This is a genomic window from Candidatus Poriferisocius sp., assembly GCF_965208355.1.
Taxonomy (GTDB): Bacteria; Actinomycetota; Acidimicrobiia; order Acidimicrobiales; family Bin134; genus Poriferisocius.
The window spans coordinates 773,304-791,088 of record NZ_CBDBOM010000003.1 but is presented as its reverse complement, the minus strand read 5'-3'; the positions used below and the strand labels follow the sequence as shown (position 1 = coordinate 791,088).

The 17,785-nt window shown below is 64.5% G+C and carries 15 protein-coding genes and 1 tRNA gene; 9 read left to right on the top strand and 7 right to left on the bottom strand.

Going from position 1 to position 17,785, the window contains the following annotated elements:
- The first annotated feature begins 71 nt into the window (after positions 1–71).
- A tRNA-Ala gene (locus ACOGXH_RS04900) sits at positions 72–145 on the top strand.
- Between the two features lie 8 nt (positions 146–153).
- Here the strand turns inward: ACOGXH_RS04900 and ACOGXH_RS04895 are convergent.
- From ACOGXH_RS04895 to ACOGXH_RS04880, 4 genes are all read right to left on the bottom strand, one after another.
- Positions 154–477, bottom strand: a complete 324-nt coding sequence (locus ACOGXH_RS04895) for a type II toxin-antitoxin system PemK/MazF family toxin (protein ID WP_419927998.1) — start codon at positions 475–477, stop codon at positions 154–156.
- A complete protein-coding gene (locus ACOGXH_RS04890; RefSeq protein WP_419927997.1) occupies positions 462–719 on the bottom strand; it encodes a ribbon-helix-helix domain-containing protein in 258 nt (85 codons plus the stop codon). Before ACOGXH_RS04890 ends, ACOGXH_RS04895 begins: the two co-directional genes overlap by 16 nt.
- 107 nt (positions 720–826) lie before the next feature.
- Positions 827–3,358: a glycoside hydrolase family 3 protein gene (locus ACOGXH_RS04885; protein WP_419927996.1), complete on the bottom strand. Its 2,532-nt coding sequence runs from the start codon at positions 3,356–3,358 to the stop codon at positions 827–829.
- Positions 3,359–3,362: 4 nt separating this feature from the next.
- Positions 3,363–4,781 carry an MFS transporter gene (locus ACOGXH_RS04880; RefSeq protein ID WP_419927995.1) on the bottom strand — a complete coding sequence of 473 codons (1,419 nt, stop codon included), beginning with the start codon at positions 4,779–4,781 and terminating at the stop codon, positions 3,363–3,365.
- A gap of 117 nt (positions 4,782–4,898) precedes the next feature.
- Between ACOGXH_RS04880 and ACOGXH_RS04875 the strand changes: the two genes are divergently transcribed.
- Positions 4,899–6,596: an N-acyl-D-amino-acid deacylase family protein gene (locus ACOGXH_RS04875; protein WP_419927994.1), complete on the top strand. Its 1,698-nt coding sequence runs from the start codon at positions 4,899–4,901 to the stop codon at positions 6,594–6,596.
- A gap of 144 nt (positions 6,597–6,740) precedes the next feature.
- On the opposite strand, the gene rsfS is transcribed toward ACOGXH_RS04875, so the two are convergent.
- The 3 genes from rsfS to nadD form a co-directional block, all read right to left on the bottom strand.
- Positions 6,741–7,121 carry a ribosome silencing factor gene (gene rsfS / locus ACOGXH_RS04870; protein ID WP_419927993.1) on the bottom strand — a complete coding sequence of 127 codons (381 nt, stop codon included), beginning with the start codon at positions 7,119–7,121 and terminating at the stop codon, positions 6,741–6,743.
- Positions 7,122–7,193: 72 nt separating this feature from the next.
- Positions 7,194–8,363: a LytR C-terminal domain-containing protein gene (locus ACOGXH_RS04865; RefSeq protein WP_419927992.1), complete on the bottom strand. Its 1,170-nt coding sequence runs from the start codon at positions 8,361–8,363 to the stop codon at positions 7,194–7,196.
- Positions 8,356–8,928, bottom strand: coding sequence for a nicotinate-nucleotide adenylyltransferase (gene nadD, locus ACOGXH_RS04860; RefSeq protein WP_419927991.1), 573 nt, complete (start codon positions 8,926–8,928; stop codon positions 8,356–8,358). The genes ACOGXH_RS04865 and nadD overlap by 8 nt, the downstream gene beginning before the upstream one ends.
- A gap of 185 nt (positions 8,929–9,113) precedes the next feature.
- Between nadD and ACOGXH_RS04855 the strand changes: the two genes are divergently transcribed.
- The 7 genes from ACOGXH_RS04855 to ACOGXH_RS04825 all read left to right on the top strand — a co-directional run bounded on the left by ACOGXH_RS04855 (position 9,114) and on the right by ACOGXH_RS04825 (position 17,784).
- Positions 9,114–9,947: a sigma-70 family RNA polymerase sigma factor gene (locus ACOGXH_RS04855; protein ID WP_419927990.1), complete on the top strand. Its 834-nt coding sequence runs from the start codon at positions 9,114–9,116 to the stop codon at positions 9,945–9,947.
- 55 nt (positions 9,948–10,002) lie between these two features.
- Positions 10,003–11,376 carry a class II 3-deoxy-7-phosphoheptulonate synthase gene (locus tag ACOGXH_RS04850; RefSeq protein ID WP_419927989.1) on the top strand — a complete coding sequence of 458 codons (1,374 nt, stop codon included), beginning with the start codon at positions 10,003–10,005 and terminating at the stop codon, positions 11,374–11,376.
- A gap of 153 nt (positions 11,377–11,529) precedes the next feature.
- Positions 11,530–13,314, top strand: coding sequence for a nitrite/sulfite reductase (locus tag ACOGXH_RS04845; protein WP_419927988.1), 1,785 nt, complete (start codon positions 11,530–11,532; stop codon positions 13,312–13,314).
- 37 nt (positions 13,315–13,351) lie between these two features.
- On the top strand, positions 13,352–14,026 hold the full coding sequence (locus ACOGXH_RS04840; protein ID WP_419927987.1) for a phosphoadenylyl-sulfate reductase: 675 nt from the start codon (positions 13,352–13,354) through the stop codon (positions 14,024–14,026).
- Positions 14,027–14,086: 60 nt separating this feature from the next.
- Positions 14,087–14,854, top strand: a complete 768-nt coding sequence (locus tag ACOGXH_RS04835; RefSeq protein WP_419927986.1) for an SDR family NAD(P)-dependent oxidoreductase — start codon at positions 14,087–14,089, stop codon at positions 14,852–14,854.
- 14 nt (positions 14,855–14,868) lie between these two features.
- Positions 14,869–16,515 (top strand): AMP-binding protein, encoded by a 1,647-nt coding sequence (locus ACOGXH_RS04830; RefSeq protein ID WP_419927985.1) that lies wholly within the window; start codon positions 14,869–14,871, stop codon positions 16,513–16,515.
- A 27-nt stretch (positions 16,516–16,542) separates the two neighbouring features.
- Positions 16,543–17,784 (top strand): sulfotransferase family protein, encoded by a 1,242-nt coding sequence (locus tag ACOGXH_RS04825; protein WP_419927984.1) that lies wholly within the window; start codon positions 16,543–16,545, stop codon positions 17,782–17,784.
- Position 17,785: the final 1 nt, after the last annotated feature.

Genomic DNA, 17,785 nt, shown 5'->3' with positions numbered 1-17,785 from the left:
GCCGGACAAGGCCAATAACCGTTATCCCATGTGGGGAAGCGTCAGGATGGCTGGTACAGTGCCCTCTTCGCGGGGCTGTAGCTCAGTTGGCTAGAGCGCTTGCATGGCATGCAAGAGGTCGTGGGTTCGAGTCCCATCAGCTCCACCGCCAATTCAGCAGTCAGCTACTGCATTCAGGGCGGCGCAGATCTCGTAGCGCCGATGGGCGATCGTTCCCACCCGCTGCGTCAAGTTCGACTTGAGGACCACTTGGAGATTGTCGAACGACGCCACGCAGGGTTGGACCAAGCCGTCCTCGGTGCCAAGGTGTACTTCTGTGGGCAACCCTCGGATGTTGCGGGTAACCGGGGCGATCATGATTCGTTTCAACCTCGGAATGACCGTGTTGCGCGTCACCACCAACACTGGACGGCTCTTGTCGTGCTCGCTGTCATACCACCAGATTTCGGACTGCTCCGGAGTCACCACTTCTCCCATGGTTCCTCGGCAACCATCTCCCGCCCATTCTGCTCAGCCCAGCGCAACTCCTCCTCAGTTTCGGGAATGCGGCGGTAGCCCTCCACGATCGCTTCACCGATGAGCCGCCGCCGGCGCTGATCGAGCATCTCCTCCAGCGCACTCCGCACCGCGTCCGAACGAGACTTCACCTCACCCTTGTCGACCATCTCATCCAATTGAGCCACCAGCTCGTCGTCAACCCTTGTCACCAACTGTGCCATGCAATAAGCATACCAATGTGCAATGCAATCTGGCCCAGCGGGACGATTCCCAGGTCGGAACGCTACGGGAACGCGACCCAGGTTGTCAATCAACAGATTGATATGAATTATATTGTAAGTTCATCAAGCTGGACCTTGGCGGGGTGGACGAGGTTGGCACTGGAGCGGGCGGTCCAGATGGTGTAGGAACCGGGGTCCACGTACCAGCCGGGTTCGGTGCGCTTGTGGGACTCACCGGCGGGAATCGGGCTCATTGAGTCGAGCCCCTGTGGGGTCTGATCGCCGGGGTCGTAGTAGGCGAAGGCCCGGCGGGTGAGCACGATGCGGGCGGTGGTGCGCTCGCCGGGGGCCAAATGGACCTTGGCGAAGCCCTTCAGCTCCCGCACCGGGCGGTGCAGCAGCGACGGAGGCGGTTCCACATACACCTGCACCACATCGCTGCCCGCCCGGTCGCTGTTGTTGACCACATCGACCTCCACGATCACCGGGTCGGCCATTTCGGCATCGCCTCCGCCCGTCACCCGGGGCGCAGACCATTCGAATGTGGCGTAGGAAAGGCCGTGTCCGAAGGGCACAGCTGGCTCAATGGCCCGGGCGTCAAACCAGCGGTGGCCGATATACAGACCCTCTCCGTAGCGAACAACCCCGTTCTCGCCGGGATAGTTCAGGTACGCGGGGTTGTGCTCGTAGCGGGCGGGAACGGTCATCGCCATACGCCCGCCGGGGTCGGCCTGGCCGAACAGCACGTCGGCCACCGCGTGGCCCATTTCCTGGCCCCCGAATCCGGCCACCAGCACCCCGGCCACTTGGTCGGCCCAGTCCAGGTTGCACGCTCCCCCGGTGTTCACCACCACCACGGTGTTCGGGTTGGCCGCCGCCACCCGCCGGATCAACTCCGGCTGATCGCCAGGCAGGTCGAAGGAGTCCCGATCGCGCCCCTCGGTCTCCCAGTCGGCGTTGGTGCCCACCACTACTACTGCCACATCGGCGGCGGCCGCCGCCGCCTCGGCCTCGGCGATCAGGTCCCGATCAACCTGCGACTTGAGGCCCACCCGGACCCCGCACAGCATGAAGCTGTCCCGGTTCGAGTACTCGATGACGATGGGCGTCTCTCGGCCCGCGGTGAGCTGCACTTCAGCGGAGATCAACTCCGAGCCCATGCCGAAGAAGTCATCTCCCTGGTCGTAGTCCCCCTCGGTGGCATCCAGCACCGTCTCGCCGTCCAGCAGAATCCGGCAACGTCCGAGCTGCACCAGTCCCAGGGTGTGCTCGCCGGTGGCCTCGGCCACCAGCACCCCCGAAGCCCGAACCGAGAATTCTTCAGGGTTCACCCCCGGTCCCGGCTCACCAAAGAAGACCATCTCGGCCGACGCCGACTCCTTGGTGTGCACCACCGGACCCGCCCAGTCGTGGCCGTTGAAGTACTCCAACCGGAGCTTGCCCTTCAACATCGGGGCCGAAAGCGCGACCAGTGAGCGCTCGATATCGCACCCCTGGGCGTATCGGACGTCGAGGTGGCCGTACTCATCTCCCAGCGCTTCCATCAGGCTCACGTTGCGATACCCCTGCACGGTGGCCGATCCCCCGCCCATGATCTGCGCCTTACGGGCGTTGGGGCCGATGACCGCCAGCGAACCCGCCATGGCCGGATTCAGGGGCAACACGCCGTTGTTGGCCACCAGCACCGTTCCCGCTGCGGCCGCTTGTCGCACCAGCGCCCGGTCTTCGGGCCGATCCAGCTCACGCTCTTGGCCGGGCTGGCAATCCTCATCCCCGTCCAGCGCCCCGGTCCGCTCCAACATGCGCAGCACATCACCAGCAATCCGGTCGAGATGGCCCTCGTCCATCTCCCCCGCCGCCAGGGCCTCGCCAATCGGGCCCCGGTTGTACCACTGGCCCGGTCCGGGCATCTCCAGGCTCAGTCCCGCTCGGGCTGAGCCCGCGGTGGACCGAGCCGCGAACCAGTCGGAGACCACGAACCCGTCAAAGCCCCACTCATCCCGCAGCACCTGGGTGAGCAGCCATTCGTTCTCCGAGCAGAAGATTCCGTTGAGCCGGTTGTAGGCGCTCATCACCCCCCAAGTTCCGCCTTCGGCCACCGCGTACTCGAAGGGCACCAAATACAGCTCCCGCAGCGTTCGCTCGTCGACCTGCGAGTCGATGGTATTGCGCTCGAATTCAGAGTCGTTGGCCGCGAAGTGCTTGGGCGTGGTGGCCACTCCCCGGGACTGCACGCCCCGAATAAATGACGCAGCCACCAGCCCCGACAGGATCGGATCCTCGCTGTAGCACTCGAAGTTGCGTCCCCCCAGCGGGTTGCGGTGCAGGTTGATGGTAGGAGCCAGCAGCACCCGGCACCCTTTGGCCCGGGCTTCGTCACCTAAGAGCCCGCCCAGCCGTTCGACCAGCTCAGGATCCCAGGTCGCGCCCAGCACCGCCCCGGCGGGTATGCAGGCTGTGGCGGTCCCGGTGCCCAGCAGCCCACCGCCCCGGGCCCCGTTGGGTCCATCGGTGACGCCGATAGCGGGAATGCCCGCAACCGGGAAGCTCTTGGTGGTCCAGATGGCCTCACCAGCCACCAGGTCAGCCTTCTCTTCGGTCGTCAGCGCAGCTAGTCGCGTCTCAATTGATTCCGACATGGCTTTAGGGTCTCACACCGGGTCGACCGCCTCGCAGTCCACGCCGAACGAGGGCCGTGCCGGAGGGGAAGGCGACCATGATCACCAAAGCGGAGGCCGCGTAGGTGGCGATGACCCAGATCCAAGCCCGCTGGAATCCGCCCAGCGGGTCGCCGCTGGGCACCGAGTTGAACAGGGCAATCACCACGGCAATGCCCAGCGCAAAGCACACTTGCTGAACGGTGCGGGTAGTGGCGTTGGCGATGGCGAAGCGAGCCGGCGGCACGTCGCTCATCGCCGCGCTGACAAATGTGGCGATGGACAGCCCTACGCCGATGCCCAGGATCACATTGGCGGGCAGGAACACCGAGAAATAGGCCGATGACTCACCAGCGCCCACCAGCAGCAGCAGATACGACAGCCCGCACAGCACCACCCCCGAAGTGAGCAGCCATCGGTGTCCCCACCGATCAGCCAATCGCCCAATGGGAACGGACAACGCCGATGCGATGATCGGCCCCGGTGTGAGCCCGAGTCCGGCCTCCAGCACCGTGAGCCCCCACAGGTCTTGGAGTAATAGCGAGCTCATCAAGAATCCCGGCACGAACCCCAACGCGTACAGCCCGAATGAGGCGGTGGCCGCCCAGAACGACCGGTGGCTGAACAGGCTGAGGTCGAGAAGCGGATTGGGGTGCGACCGAGACCGCCAGATCACGAACGGCAGCAAAACGACTCCCAGCAACGCGAAGACGATGATGCGGTAGTCGCCATAGCCCCAGCCCTCGCCCTGGACGATGGCCACCATGACCAGGGCCAGGGCCAAGGTGCCAATTGGCACCCCTACCACGTCGAGGCGGCCCTTGGATTCCTCGTCGCGCGACTCCCGCACTAGGCGAGCAGTGGCCGCGAATACCAGTGCGGCGATTGGCAAGTTGACGTAGAAGATCCACCGCCAGCCCAGGCCGTTGATCAACAGCGCACCGATTGACGGGCCGAACGCCGCCCCCAGCGCGCCCATCGCCCCCCACATCCCGATGGCCGCCGAGCGGCGGGACACCGGGAATTCCGGCAGCACCATGGCCAACGACGACGGCATGATCAGCGACCCGCCCACGGCCTGCACCACCCGGGCGGCGATCAAAATCTCCACTCGGGGGGCCACCCCGCTGAACAGCGAGCCGATGGCGAAGATCACCAAGCCGAGATTGAACATGCGGCGCCGGCCCTGGCGGTCGGCCAGTCGACCCGAAAGCAGCAAGAACGATCCCACCGTGATGGAATAGCCGCTCACGATCCATGACAGCGCGGCGTTGGAGGCATCCAGTGATCTCTGGATCGACGGGAAGGCCACGTTGACGATGGAAACGTCCACCACCACCATGAACGCCGCCGCAGTGGCCGCCCCTAGCGCCAGCCAGGAACGGCGCTCGACCGGCTCTACCACGGGGCGCCTTCCATCGGGGCCACGGTAGCGGTCTGCTGCAAATTGGTCAGAACACTGGAATTATCGGGGTCGTGCCCTTTCGGTAAGCTGAGCAAGGCCGCATACCAGGGGGACGAAATGACGACGTACGACACGATCATTGCCGGCGGAATGGTGGTCGACGGGACCAGGGCCCAGCGGCTCCGGGCCGATGTGGGCATCAAGGACGGGCAGATCGCCAAGATCGGCCGACTCCGGGCCTCCGATGCCGACGAGGTGCTGGACGCCGATGGGATGATCGTGGCTCCCGGCCACATCGACCTCCACACCCACTACGACGCCCAACTGTTCTGGGATCCCTACTGCACGCTGTCGGGCTGGCACGGGGTGACCTCGATCGTCATCGGCAACTGCGGCTTCGGATTCGCACCGGTTGCCCCCGAGGACAGGGACCGGGCCATGCTGACCATGACCCGCACCGAGGCCATCCCATTCGACGCCATGGCCGAGGGCATGCCCTGGGACTGGGTCACCTACCCCGAGTTCCTGGACGCGGTGGACCGCACCCCCAAGGCGGTCAACATGCGGTCGTTCTTCCCGCTGAACCCGGCGCTGAACTGGGTGTTGGGCTACGAGCGGGCCAAGGCCGGCGAGATGCCCACCGACGAGGAGCATGCCCAGCTAAAGGCGCTGCTGCACGAGGCAATGGACGTGGGCGCCGGCGGCTGGTCGGTGCAACGGCTGCGGGACTCCAACGTGCAGCGCGATCACGACGGCAACCCCATGAACACCGACGTGATGCCCAATGAGACGCTGTTCCAGCTGGCCGAAGTGCTGGCCGAGCGCAACCAGGGCTTCATCCAAGCCACATTTGCCCCCGACCCCGCCGATGAAACCCGCACCGAGCACCGCCGCACCTATGAGCGTCTGGCCGACATCAGCGGCCGGCCGGTGCTGTTCAACGTGATCACCCCCAACGCCCAGCGGCCCGAGCAGCACCTCAAGCAGATCGAGTGGGTGGAGAGCTGCCGCCTCCGAGGCCTGCCGATCTACGGCCAGGCGGTGACCACCGATGTCGGGCTGGCCTTCACCTTCGAGGAGTGGAACCTCTGGGACGACATGGAGGCCTGGCGGGAGGCCACGCTGGGCACCGTCGAAGAGCGCCTATACAAGCTGGCCGACCCCGCCCGCCGTCCCGTCCTGAGGGATTCGGAGTCGGTGGCGGTCACCTGCCCCATCGCCGACATCGTGTTGCTGGAAGCGTCCAGCCCGCAGTACCAGCGCTACGCCGAAACCCGGGTGGGCGACATCGCCGCCGATCTGGGAGTGCACCCGGTGGACGCAATGCTCGACATTGCGGTGGCCGACAATCTCGCGGCCACGTTCTACGCCAGTGGCTCGTTCAACAATCCGGACCACCTGGTCGACTTGCTGAACTACCAGTGGGCCCTGCCCGGAGTATCCGACGGCGGCGCCCACACCCGCTTCTTGACGGCGGGGCGGTGGCCTACGGAGCTGCTCATCAACGGGGTACGCGACCGGGAGATCATCTCGCTGGAGGACGCCCACTGGCGCATGGCCGGACTGCCCGCTCAGTGCGCCGGGTTCACCGACCGGGGAACCCTGACTCCGGGCCAGGCCGCCGATGTGATCGTCTACGACTTAGACAGCCTGGCCATCGGCCCGAGCGAGAAAGTCCACGACATGCCCGCCGGCGAGTGGCGCCGGGTGCAGCGGGCCTCGGGTTACCAATACGTGCTAGTCAACGGCGAAATCACCATCCAAGAGGACAAGGAAACCGGCACCTCCCCCGGCCGCCTCCTGCGGGAGCAGTAGTTTACCAAAACTAACTGAAAGTATTTGAAACGTCAGTTTCGGCGGTAGGGTTCAGACGCGCTGCGGGTCCCCGTCCGGCGTACGGGCCCAAATGCTCTGACCACCGCCGGATCGGGGACCCGTGGCCACTGTATCGGGCTGTATCTACGACGGCAACGGGTTTGCAGCCAGGGTGGGGCAGTCTTTCCAGAGGAGGTCGAGGGAGTAGTACTCCCGGGCTGACGAAGAGAAGATGTGAACTACGAAGTCGCCGTAGTCCATCAGCACCCACTCGTGGTCAGTGAGACCCTCGATACAGATTGGCTTGGGACCCCCGCAGATGTCTACTGCCTCTTCGATCCGCTCGGTCAGTGCCCTAACCGCCCGAGTATTCGGCCCGCTGGTGATCACAAAGTGATCGGTGATGACCAGAACGTCGCCCACATCGATGATAACGGTGTCAAACCCGGGGCCCTCTTCTGCCGCGGCCGCTGCGGCCTTTACCCAATCCCACACGACCGTTGCGTCAGCGGTGCTGACGCTCATGTGGCGATCACGTCATCATCCGCAACTGTCGGGGGACGGGTATGGCGCTCATGCGGGCATCACGTTCTCACTCTAACCATCTCCGGTCATCAGTTGTGAGAAATCTGCTCCGAAGGTCACTGTGATATCGACGGAGATGTCGGGCAGCTCTTCGGCTATCACCGTGCCGGTACCGAGAGCATCTCGAAATGCCTCAGCGTGGGGAGCGAAACCAGTGTCGTGGTAGGCGACCTTGGTTGTCTCCCACCCGAACTCCGCGGCGTTGCCAATTCGGGTGATGTGCGCTCCGGCCCGACTGAGCTCTCGGGCCGCGGCCTTGGTGAGCTCAAGGTCGCCAACTCCGTTGAGCAGCCGGACTTTGGGCAGGCTCCCGTCCACCGCCGAGATGGGAAACGGGATGATCTCGTTCACCTGCCTGCGAACGAACTCCGGATTCAATACCACCGATCCGCTGTCATCCACCTGCCCGACAATCGTGCTCAGCAGACTCTCTCCCTCAGCCAGGGCCCGTCCGAATCGACCCATCCCTCGGTCAGTCTCACCAGGAATCACGTCGGGCGCTGCTGACTCCTCCACTTTCACCAGCCAACCCGTCCAGAAAGACAAGTGGCGGGTCAGTGCTTCTAGAGGCGACTCCGCCGGGCTTCGCCCCGCCAGATAGGGCCCGACATCAGCGGGGGCCAAGGTCACCAAGCCAGCCCCGTGCAGAGTCTCCCCGTCAGGACGAAGCAGTGGAACAGCACTCATGAGATCAACCGGCGCCACCGCTGACACCAGCGCCGCCCAGCCAGCGTCGTCCACGACCTGTGTCTCGCCGGGGCGGACCCCCAGAAGCTCAGCCACCGAATCGGCCACTCCAGTACTACCGGACTCGGCCCAGCGGTCGCTGAGGAGTCCGTTGGAGGTCATCGTTTCGGGGGGAATGAACAGAACCGCCCCCTCAGTCCCTTCGTCGGTCAGCACCAGCAGCGTGACCCCATGGAGGCGGTCGCCATTGGCATGAACCAACAGCAGCGTGGGTGTCGGGTCTACGAATGCCTCATACCCGGGCGCGGCAGGATCGATCGGGTCGCCGACCACGGTGCCGTCACTGCTGCCTGATATGGCCGACCACCCCAGCCAGACCAAAAGCGGCACCGCAGCGGCCAGCACCAGAAGCAGCAGTGGCCAACCCCAACGCCACCAGCGGGGCAGGCTTCCCTTTGGCGCAGCGCCTTCCGCGCCCGGCGCGGAATCACCCATACAGGCCCTTGTGGCGGCAGTAGGCCAGCGCGGCCGGGGGAACCAAGCCGTCAAGCGGCCGTCCGGCGTCAGCCCACTCCCGCACTTGCGTGCTGGACAAGTCGAGCAGCGGGCAGACCACCACCCGGTGGGCCACCGGCGGGCGCTGCCCCACCGCACCGGGGCGGTCCACCACTACCAATTCGGCCAATCCATTTATCTCCTCAAAGCGGTGCCAGGTATCCAGGCCGCCAGCGGCATCGCTGCCCATTATGAGGAAGAGCGAGTCGTCGGGGTTGTCGGCCCGGTAAGCCGCCAAGGTGTCCACTGTGTAGGTAAGGCCGCCGCGGTCGATCTCCACCGATGAGGCCACTACCCCTTCGATCCCGTCCACGGCCGCTTGCACCATGGCAAGTCGATCCTGTGCGGGGCTGAGCAGTGGCCGATCCAGCTTCTGCCACGGTTCGTTGGCCACCACCAACTCCACCCGGCTGAGATCCAACTCCGCCCGCACCCAGACCGCCACGGCGAGGTGGCCGACGTGAATTGGGTCGAATGTGCCCCCGAAAATCCCGATACGACTCACTGTTGGCAGTGTACGAAACAAAGTGCTGGCATCCTTGCCACCCTTGACGCGGCCGCCATCCAAGAAAATCGTGCGAGATTCAACGCAACCCAACGGTAATTTCGCGAGTCAATAGTGAAAGGCAACCGGGAACAAATCAGAGGGCGGATTGGTTGCAATTCACGAAGACAACAAGACAGGGACAAATGGACGATTCAACAGGCCAGTATCTCAACGCAATCGGCTTGGTGCCGCTCCTCACCAAAGAAGACGAAATCAAACTATCCCAGGCAATCGAGCGGGGGCGCGAGGCCCAAGCCCGTTTAGATGCTGGAGAAAACACTCCCCGGCTGCACAGCCAAGTGCGGGAAGCAGCCAGGGCCAAGGAGCGCTTCATTAGAGCCAATCTCCGCTTGGTCGTTAGCGTGGCCAAGAAATACCCCCTGCCCACCGGCATGGAACTGCTGGATCTGGTGCAGGAGGGCAATCTGGGCCTGGACCGAGCGGTAGAGAAGTTCGACTGGCGCAAGGGGTTCAAATTCTCCACCTACGCAACTTTCTGGATCCGCCAGTCCATTGGCCGGGCGCTTGACCAAAAGGCCAACCTGATCCGGCTTCCCGGTGAGCGAGCTGCCAGTCTGAGGGCTGCGGTGCGCCAAGCCACCGGGGGCGGCGAAGAGCTGGACTCCGAGCACGCCCTGCTGCACCGGCTCACCTCGCTCACATCGTTGAACACCACGGTGGGCGACGACAACAACAGCGAGCTGGTTGATCTTCAGCCCGATGGCGGTCCCGGCCCAGAAGATCTGGCTTTGGCCGCCGATCAGTCGGCCACGCTGGCCGGGCTGCTCAACGAACTGGACGATAGATCCCGGTTCGCAGTGGAAATGCGCTACGGGCTCATCGATGGGGAAAAACACAGCTACCGGGAGATAGGCGAGGCGCTAGGGCTGACCTCAGAGGCCATTCGCCGCATCATCGGCCGATCGCTGGACTCGGTGCGGGCCCGGGCCGAACTGCTCGATATCGACGCCGCGTAGCCCCTCACCGGTAAATGGTTTTGCCCCATAGCTGGCTACAGGCGACCATTTTGCTATGACTTCGGCTCCAGTCGACGCGGCCAGCACGCCTTCGACGGCCTGGCACCCCGCGTCCTGGCATGACCGGTCCGCAGCCCAGCAACCGCAATGGCCCGACCAGGGCACGCTGGACCAGGTGATCAAGACTCTGGGCGATTTGCCCCCGCTGGTTTTCGCCGGGGAAGCCCGCCAGCTACAAGATCAGCTCGCGGAGGCGGCCGCAGGCCGGGCATTCGTTCTTCAGGCCGGAGACTGCGCCGAGTCCTTCGACGGTGTGACCGCCGACAGCATCCGAGACAAGCTCAAGGTCATCCTGCAAATGGCAGTGGTGCTGGCCTTCTCCGCCGGGGTGCCCACGGTGAAGATCGGCCGAATCGCCGGCCAGTTCGCCAAACCCCGGTCGTCGTCCACCGAGGTGGTCGACGATGTGGAGCTCCCCTCCTTCCGGGGCCACATGGTCAACGACATCAGCTTCTCCGAACACTCTCGTACCGCCGACGCCGAGCGCCTAGTGCGGGCCTACCATCAGTCGGCGTCCACCCTCAACCTGCTGCGGGCGTTCACCAAGGGAGGCTACGCCGATCTCCGCCAGGTCCACATGTGGAATCAGGAATTCATCGCCGCCAGCCCAGAGGGACGGCGCTACGAGAAGGTGGCCGACGGCATCGAAGCCGCTTTGCGGTTCATGGCCGCCTGTGGAATCTCTACCGATGCCCCTGAGCTGCACCAGGTGGACTTCTTCACCAGCCACGAGGCTCTGGTGCTCGACTACGAACAGGCCCTCACCCGCCAAGACTCCATTACCGGCCAGTGGTACGACTGCTCGGCCCACATGTTGTGGATCGGCGAGCGCACCCGCCAGCTCGACGGGGCCCACGTGGAGTTCATGCGGGGCATCAAGAACCCGTTGGGCTGCAAGCTGGGACCAACCACCACCCCCGCCGATGTACTCGAGCTTTGTGAGATCCTCAATCCCGACCTCATTCCCGGACGGCTCACCCTCATCAGTCGCATGGGCGCCGACATGGTATCCGAGGCCCTGCCTCCCCTACTGACCGCGGTGCGCGACGCCGGCCATCCAGTGGTGTGGGAATGCGACCCCATGCACGGCAATACCTACACCACTGCCGGCGGTCGAAAGACCCGCCACTTCGAGGATGTGATAACCGAGATCGACCGCTATTTCACGGCTCATGCCGAGGCCGGCACCTGGCCCGGAGGCATCCACGTGGAGATCACCGGCGACGACGTCACCGAATGCGTGGGCGGCGCCGAGGCCATTAGCGATGACGACTTGGAGCGCCGGTACGAGACCATGTGCGATCCCCGCCTCAACGGCGCCCAGAGCCTGGAATTGGCCTTCCGGGTAGCTGAGCGTCTCAGCTCCTGACGCTGCGACAATCCTGTATTCGGATTATTCGGACCAAAACACTCGGAATTTGATTTCAGGTCGCTATCCTGATAAACAACTAATCGGATCAAAGTAGTCCGAATTAGTGGTTGCCTGAACCCCACCACCTGCTCCAATTCCAAAGAAGGTCCGATGGTCACGGTCCAAATCGACAACACCGCAGTAATCGATCCCGCCCAGCAAGCCGACATCGACAAGTTCGAGCGGATGCTGGTCCGCTACAAGGCCGGTGAGATACCTGAGGACGTGATGCGGGTGTTCCGCCTGAACAACGGCATCTACGGGCAGCGTCAGGGCGGCACCAACCAGATGGTGCGGGTCAAGATCCCCGCCGGCATCGCCCACCCCGAGCACTTCGAGGCCCTGGCCCACATTGCCCGCACCTATTCGCGGGGCTGGGGCCACATCACCACCCGCCAGAACATCCAATTCCACTATGTACAGATCGACGACGTCCCCGACGTGATGCGAACCCTGGCTTCGGTGGGGCTCACCACCCGAGAGGCTTGCGGCGACACCGTCCGCAACGTGCAGGGCTGCCACCTGGCCGGTGCCTGCCCCCACGAGGTGCTGGACATCACCGCCTGGGCCCGGGCCACCGCACTGCACTTCTTGCGCCACCCTTACGCCCAGCGCCTGCCCCGCAAGTTCAAGATCAACTTCTCGGGCTGCGCCACCGACTGCGGCCAGGCCATGTTCAACGACGTGGGCATCATTGCCGCCACCCGGGAGGTGGACGGCGGGGTCGAGGCCGGATTCCGGGTGTTCGTGGCCGGCGGCCTCGGGGCCAACCCCCACCCGGCGCTGGCCCTGGAAGACTTCACCTCCCGAGAGGACCTTCTTCCCACCATCGAGGCCTGCCTTCGGGTGTTCGACCACGACGGCTACCGGGACAACAAGCTCCGGGCCCGTATGAAGTGGCTGGTAGAGAAACTGGGCTTCGAAGAGCTCCAGCGCCGCATCTTCCGAGAGCGCAAGTTCTTGCTGGCCTCCTCCAGCTGGCCCGGCGGCATTCCCGATCTGGTGAAGGTCCACGGCGACGCCCCTGCTGGGCGCCACGCTGAGGTCGAGGTCACGCCGGTTGGCCAAGGAGTGGCGGTGTCCATCGGCGGCCGGGCGCCGTACGAGCGGTGGGAGCAGGCCAATGTGGTGCGGGGCGCAGCCAAGGGCACGGTCTCGGCCTACGCCTGGGCCCGCTTGGGCGACATCACCGCCGACCAATTCGACGCCCTGGCCGACATCCAGCGTGAGCTGGGTGCGGAGTGCCGGATCACCAACCGCCAGAACATCGTCTTCCGCGACCTGGGCGAGCACCAGCTGCCCCGGCTGTTCGAGGCCTTGTCCGCTATCGGCATGGCCGAGCCCGGCGCGGAGCTGCTTCGCGACGTGGTGGCCTGCCCCGGCGCCGACACCTGCAACCTGGCCGTCACCCAGTCCCGGGGCTTGGCCGATGCCATCGGCAACCGCTTGGACGAAGAAGGCCTCGCCGAGGTGGGCGGACTTCGGATCAACATCTCGGGCTGCACCAACTCGTGCGGCCAGCACCACGCTTCCGACATCGGCTTCTTCGGCGCGGAGCGCCGTGCCCACGGGCGATCGGCACCGGGCTATCAGATGCTGCTCGGTGGCTATGTGGGCGACTCCCAGATCCACTTCGGGACCAAGGCCCTGCGTCTGCCGGCTCGCAATGCCCCTGAAGCGGTGGTGCGGGTGGTGCGCCAGTTCACTGCGGAGCGGGAGGCCGGCGAGGAGTTCCGCCACTGGCTGGAGCGCAAGGGCGGATCGCGAGAAGTGGGCAAGACGCTGACCGACTTGGACGAGTTCCCCCTGCCCGACGATGGACCCGAGTTCTTTGTCGACTACGACGAGACCGGTCCCTACGAGGCGGTAATCGGCGACTCCGAGTGCGCAACCTGAGTCCCGCAGCAACCTTCATCTCGATCGGCAATTCCGAATGCGCAACCTGACCGTACCGTCGTTCACCGACGAAGAACTGGCCGCTCTCAACGAGGAGTTCGAGAATCTCCCTGCGGAGAAGGTCATCCAGTGGGGGGTGGACAACTTCTCACCCCACCTGGCCCTGGCCGCGTCGATGACCGACGCGGTGCTGATTGATTTGGCCGTAAAGGTGGACCCAGCCATCGAGGTGGTGTTCATCGACACCGGATTCCACTTTCCCGAAACGCTGGAGACGGTGGAGCGGGTGCGACGCCACTACGGCCTGAACCTGCGGTTGATGACGGTGGCCCGCCACGACCCAGAACTGTGGAACATGGATCCGGAGAACTGCTGCTCAGCGGTCAAAGCGGGCCAGCTCGACCGGGCCCTGGCCGGCAAAGAGGCGTGGATGAGCGGCCTGCGCCGAGTGGAGGCCGTCACCCGGGCATCAGCTCCCATCGTGGTGCGCGACCTGAGGGGTCTGGTGAAGCTGAATCCCATCGCCACTTGGACCGACGAGCAGGTGGCCGACTACATGGCCGAGCACCGGGTACCGTTCAATCCCCTCTTGGAGCGTGGCTACCCCTCCATCGGCTGCATGCCCTGTACCAAGCCCGTGGCCCCCGGCAACGACCCCCGCTCCGGCCGCTGGGCTGGCACCGACAAGACCGAGTGCGGCCTGCACGACTAGGCGCTCTCAGCCTGTCGATCGAAGTCATCCTCTCGCCTGCCACCGCATAGGGTGGCCGCCATGTCTGCATTGGAGATGTCACCGAACACTGGTGTGGTGGTCACGGGAGGAGCGTCGGGGATTGGACGGGCTTGCGCTCGCGCCTTGGCCGAGGTGGGGCGACCGGTGTCGCTGTGGGACCTCAACGGCGAGGGGGCCGCGGAGGCGGCGGTCTCGATTGCCGCAGATTGCGGCGTGATGACCCACTCCGTCGGGCTGGACGTGACTGATCGCGCCGCGGTGGACAACGCGGTGGTAGCCGCTCGGGAAGCGCTGGGCATTATCGGCGGGTTGGTCCATGCCGCGGGGATCGTGACCTCCATGGACATCGACCATCTCACCGAGGAGATCTGGGACTCGGTGATCGGAGTGAATCTTCGGGCCGAGGTATTTGTGGCGCAAGCGCTTCTGGGCGACCTGAGAAGCCATGAGGGGTCGGCCATCGTGGGCATCGGCTCCATCATGTCGGTGGTGGGCAGTCCGACAATCCCTTCGTACACCGCGTCCAAGCACGGTGTGGTGGGACTGACAAAGTCGCTGGCCAACTACCTAGGCCCCGACGGGATCCGAGTGAACGCCGTGGGCCCCGGCTACATCGAAACGCCGATGACCTCCATGATGATGGACGACCCCGCGAGCAAGGCCGCCTGTGTGGAAAAATCCCCGCTCGGCCGGGTGGGTGCCCCCACCGACATCGCCAAGGCGGTCCGCTTCCTCATGTCCGATGAGGCCGGCTTCGTGACCGGCACCATCCTCATCGTGGACGGCGGCGTCACCAGCCACGACTGAGGCGGCGTTCCGACGTGGAAGGTGCAGTGCTGTCATCGGCTTCCGGGCCGACTGATGTACCGCTGTTGGACGAGACCATTTCAGAGAATTTGGCCCGGACAGTGGCCGAACATGGCCACCGGGACGCTCTGGTGTCTGTGGAGCAGGGGCTCCGCTACACGTATCGCGAATTTGCCGGGGCAGTCGACGAGGTGGCCGCAGGGCTGATGGCGCTGGATGTGCAAGTGGGCGACCGGGTGGGGATTTGGAGTCCGAACTGTGCGGAGTGGGTATTGGTGCAATACGCCACCGCCCGGATCGGCGCGATCTTGGTCACCATCAACCCGGCCTACCGGACAGCCGAGTTGGAGTATGTGCTGAACCAGTCGGGTACCAGCGTGCTGGTGGCCGCGGAGTCGTTCTCCCACAGCGACTACCGGGGCATGGTCGAGGAGGTGTGGGACCGGGTGCCGGCCCGGCAGGCGGTGTACCTCCAGACCTCGGATTGGGATGAGCTTCTGGCCGGTGGGGCTGCGGTATCCCCAAATCGGCTGGTGGAGCGTGCCGCAGGACTGCGGCCGGATGATCCGATCAATATCCAGTACACCAGCGGGACCACCGGGTTTCCCAAAGGGGCCACACTGAGCCACCGCAACATCCTGAACAACGGCTTTTTCGTGGGCGAGGCCTGCGGCTACACCCCCGCCGACCGGGTGTGCATTCCGGTGCCGTTCTACCACTGCTTCGGCATGGTGCTGGGTAATCTGGCCTGCACCACCCACGGGACGGCCATGGTGGTTCCCTCCGCGGGATTCGACGCCGCAGCCGCCCTGCGGGCCTGCGAGCAGGAGCGCTGCACCAGCTTGTACGGGGTGCCGACCATGTTCATCGCCGAGCTAGGCGAGCCCGATCTCGACGACTACGACCTGTCGTCGCTGCGCACCGGGATCATGGCTGGCTCGCCTTGTCCGGTGGAGGTGATGAAGCAGGTGGTGGACCGAATGAATATGAACCAGGTGACCATCGCCTACGGCATGACCGAGACCTCCCCGGTGTCCACCCAGACCTCCGCTGACGACACGCTCGACAAGCGAGTTGCCACCGTGGGGAGGGTCCATCCCCACGTTGAGGTCCGAATTGCCGATCCTGAAACCGGCGACACCGTTGCCCGAGGCCACGCCGGTGAGCTCATGACCCGGGGCTACTCGGTGATGCTGGGCTATTGGGACGACGAGGCCCGCACCGTCGAAGCCATCGACGACGAAGGTTGGATGCACACCGGCGACCTGGCCACCATGGACGAGGACGGCTACATCAACATCGTCGGGCGCATCAAGGACATGATCATCCGGGGCGGGGAGAACGTCTACCCCCGTGAGATCGAGGAATACCTCTACCGTCACCCTGACGTAGTAGAGGTTCAGGTGATCGGGGTGCCCGATGCCCGATACGGCGAAGAGATCATGGCCTGGGTGCAGTTGCGGGACGGGACTGAGCTGGAGGCTGACGACATCAAGGAGTTCTGCCGGGACCAGATCGCCCACTTCAAGATCCCCCTCTACATCAAGTTCACCGACGAGTTCCCCATGACCATCACCGGCAAGATCCAGAAATACCTGATGCGGGAGCAATCGATTCAAGAGCTCGGTTTGGGCGAAACAGCCCAAGAGCGACACGCTTGAAGGAGTAGTCAAGCGAGGAAGCACAACATGGAGCATGCAGGCCATCTGCCGCGACCGGACTGGGTGCGGCGGGTCAACCTATTTGGGGCCGCGGTGGGGGATCCCGCTCGCATGGTGAGCCTGGACGCCGACGAGATGCTGGCGGTGGCTGCCGAGTCGGTGGGGCTCTCAGACTTCGGCGACGAACCGGGCTGGGAGGCCGGCTATCGGGCGCTGTGCGATGCGCTGAATGAGGAGGCCCAGCTAAATGTGGTTGGGAGGTTGAGCACCCGGGGGGAGATCATTCGCAACCTGCAAAACCGGCTGCGGATGGTGGACTATTGGCGAGCCAATCCCGAAACCCTTGCCGCTGACGTTGCCGCACCGGTGTTCGTTTCCGGGCCACCCCGCACCGGGACCACCATCTTGCTGGAACTGCTGGCGCTGGACCCCAACTTGCGAGGGGTGCGGGGATACGAGGCCCACTTCCCGCTGGACACACTGCCAGGGACGGGGGCTGACGCTCTGGCGTGCAGCGAGCCTGAGCAGGAGTTCTGGGCCGACATCCAGCCCGAGTTCATGACGATGCACGAGCTGCGCAGCGACCTGCCAGTGGAGTGCATCCACTTCTGCCAGCCCGAGTTCCGCAGCTGGCATTGGCCGATGATGCACTCCATTGGCGATCTGGCCTCTCGGGGGGCGGATCTTGACTTCGGGGCGGTGTACCGCTGGCACAAGAACTTCCTGCGGACCTTGCAGCACATTGATGGCGATCCGGCCCAGTTCCTGTTGAAGTCACCGGCCCACATGGGAACGCTTCCGGACCTGTTTGCCGCTTACCCCGATGCCCGGGTCATCCTCACCCATCGCGATCCGATCAGGTTCTTGGGGTCGGTGGCCAACCTCACCACCACCCTCCACTGGATGCGAAGCGATTCGGTTATCCCGAGTGAGAATGGTCCGGTGATGCTGTTCATCTACCAGATGATGATGGACATGGTTATGGGCCAGCGGGCATCCGGAGAGGTTCCCGACAACCAGATTGCCGATCTCTTGTTCCGGGATCTGGTGAGTGACCCAGTGCCGGCGGTGCGGGCCGTGTACGACCACTTGGGCCTGGAATTCTCCGACGAACTGGCCACCGCCATCCCGGCCTATCTGGCCGACAAGCCCAAGGATAAGTTCGGCAAGCACGTGTACGACCCAGCCTCCCTCGGCCTCGACGAATCTGTAGTCCGCGATCAGTTCACCGACTACATCGCCCACCACAACATCCCCCTCGAAGACTGAG

Bases quoted from the DNA above. Each gene is read 5' to 3' on its own strand.
- ACOGXH_RS04825 (WP_419927984.1), top strand. From the start codon at position 16,543: ATGGAGCATGCAGGCCATCTGCCGCGACCGGACTGGGTGCGGCGGGTC.
- ACOGXH_RS04850 (WP_419927989.1), top strand. From the start codon at position 10,003: ATGACTTCGGCTCCAGTCGACGCGGCCAGCACGCCTTCGACGGCCTGG.
- ACOGXH_RS04835 (WP_419927986.1), top strand. From the start codon at position 14,087: ATGTCTGCATTGGAGATGTCACCGAACACTGGTGTGGTGGTCACGGGA.
- ACOGXH_RS04855 (WP_419927990.1), top strand. From the start codon at position 9,114: ATGGACGATTCAACAGGCCAGTATCTCAACGCAATCGGCTTGGTGCCG.
- ACOGXH_RS04875 (WP_419927994.1), top strand. From the start codon at position 4,899: ATGACGACGTACGACACGATCATTGCCGGCGGAATGGTGGTCGACGGG.
- rsfS (WP_419927993.1), bottom strand. From the start codon at position 7,121: ATGAGCGTCAGCACCGCTGACGCAACGGTCGTGTGGGATTGGGTAAAG.
- ACOGXH_RS04865 (WP_419927992.1), bottom strand. From the start codon at position 8,363: ATGGGTGATTCCGCGCCGGGCGCGGAAGGCGCTGCGCCAAAGGGAAGC.
- ACOGXH_RS04890 (WP_419927997.1), bottom strand. From the start codon at position 719: ATGGCACAGTTGGTGACAAGGGTTGACGACGAGCTGGTGGCTCAATTG.
- ACOGXH_RS04840 (WP_419927987.1), top strand. From the start codon at position 13,352: ATGCGCAACCTGACCGTACCGTCGTTCACCGACGAAGAACTGGCCGCT.
- ACOGXH_RS04845 (WP_419927988.1), top strand. From the start codon at position 11,530: ATGGTCACGGTCCAAATCGACAACACCGCAGTAATCGATCCCGCCCAG.
- ACOGXH_RS04885 (WP_419927996.1), bottom strand. From the start codon at position 3,358: ATGTCGGAATCAATTGAGACGCGACTAGCTGCGCTGACGACCGAAGAG.
- ACOGXH_RS04895 (WP_419927998.1), bottom strand. From the start codon at position 477: ATGGGAGAAGTGGTGACTCCGGAGCAGTCCGAAATCTGGTGGTATGAC.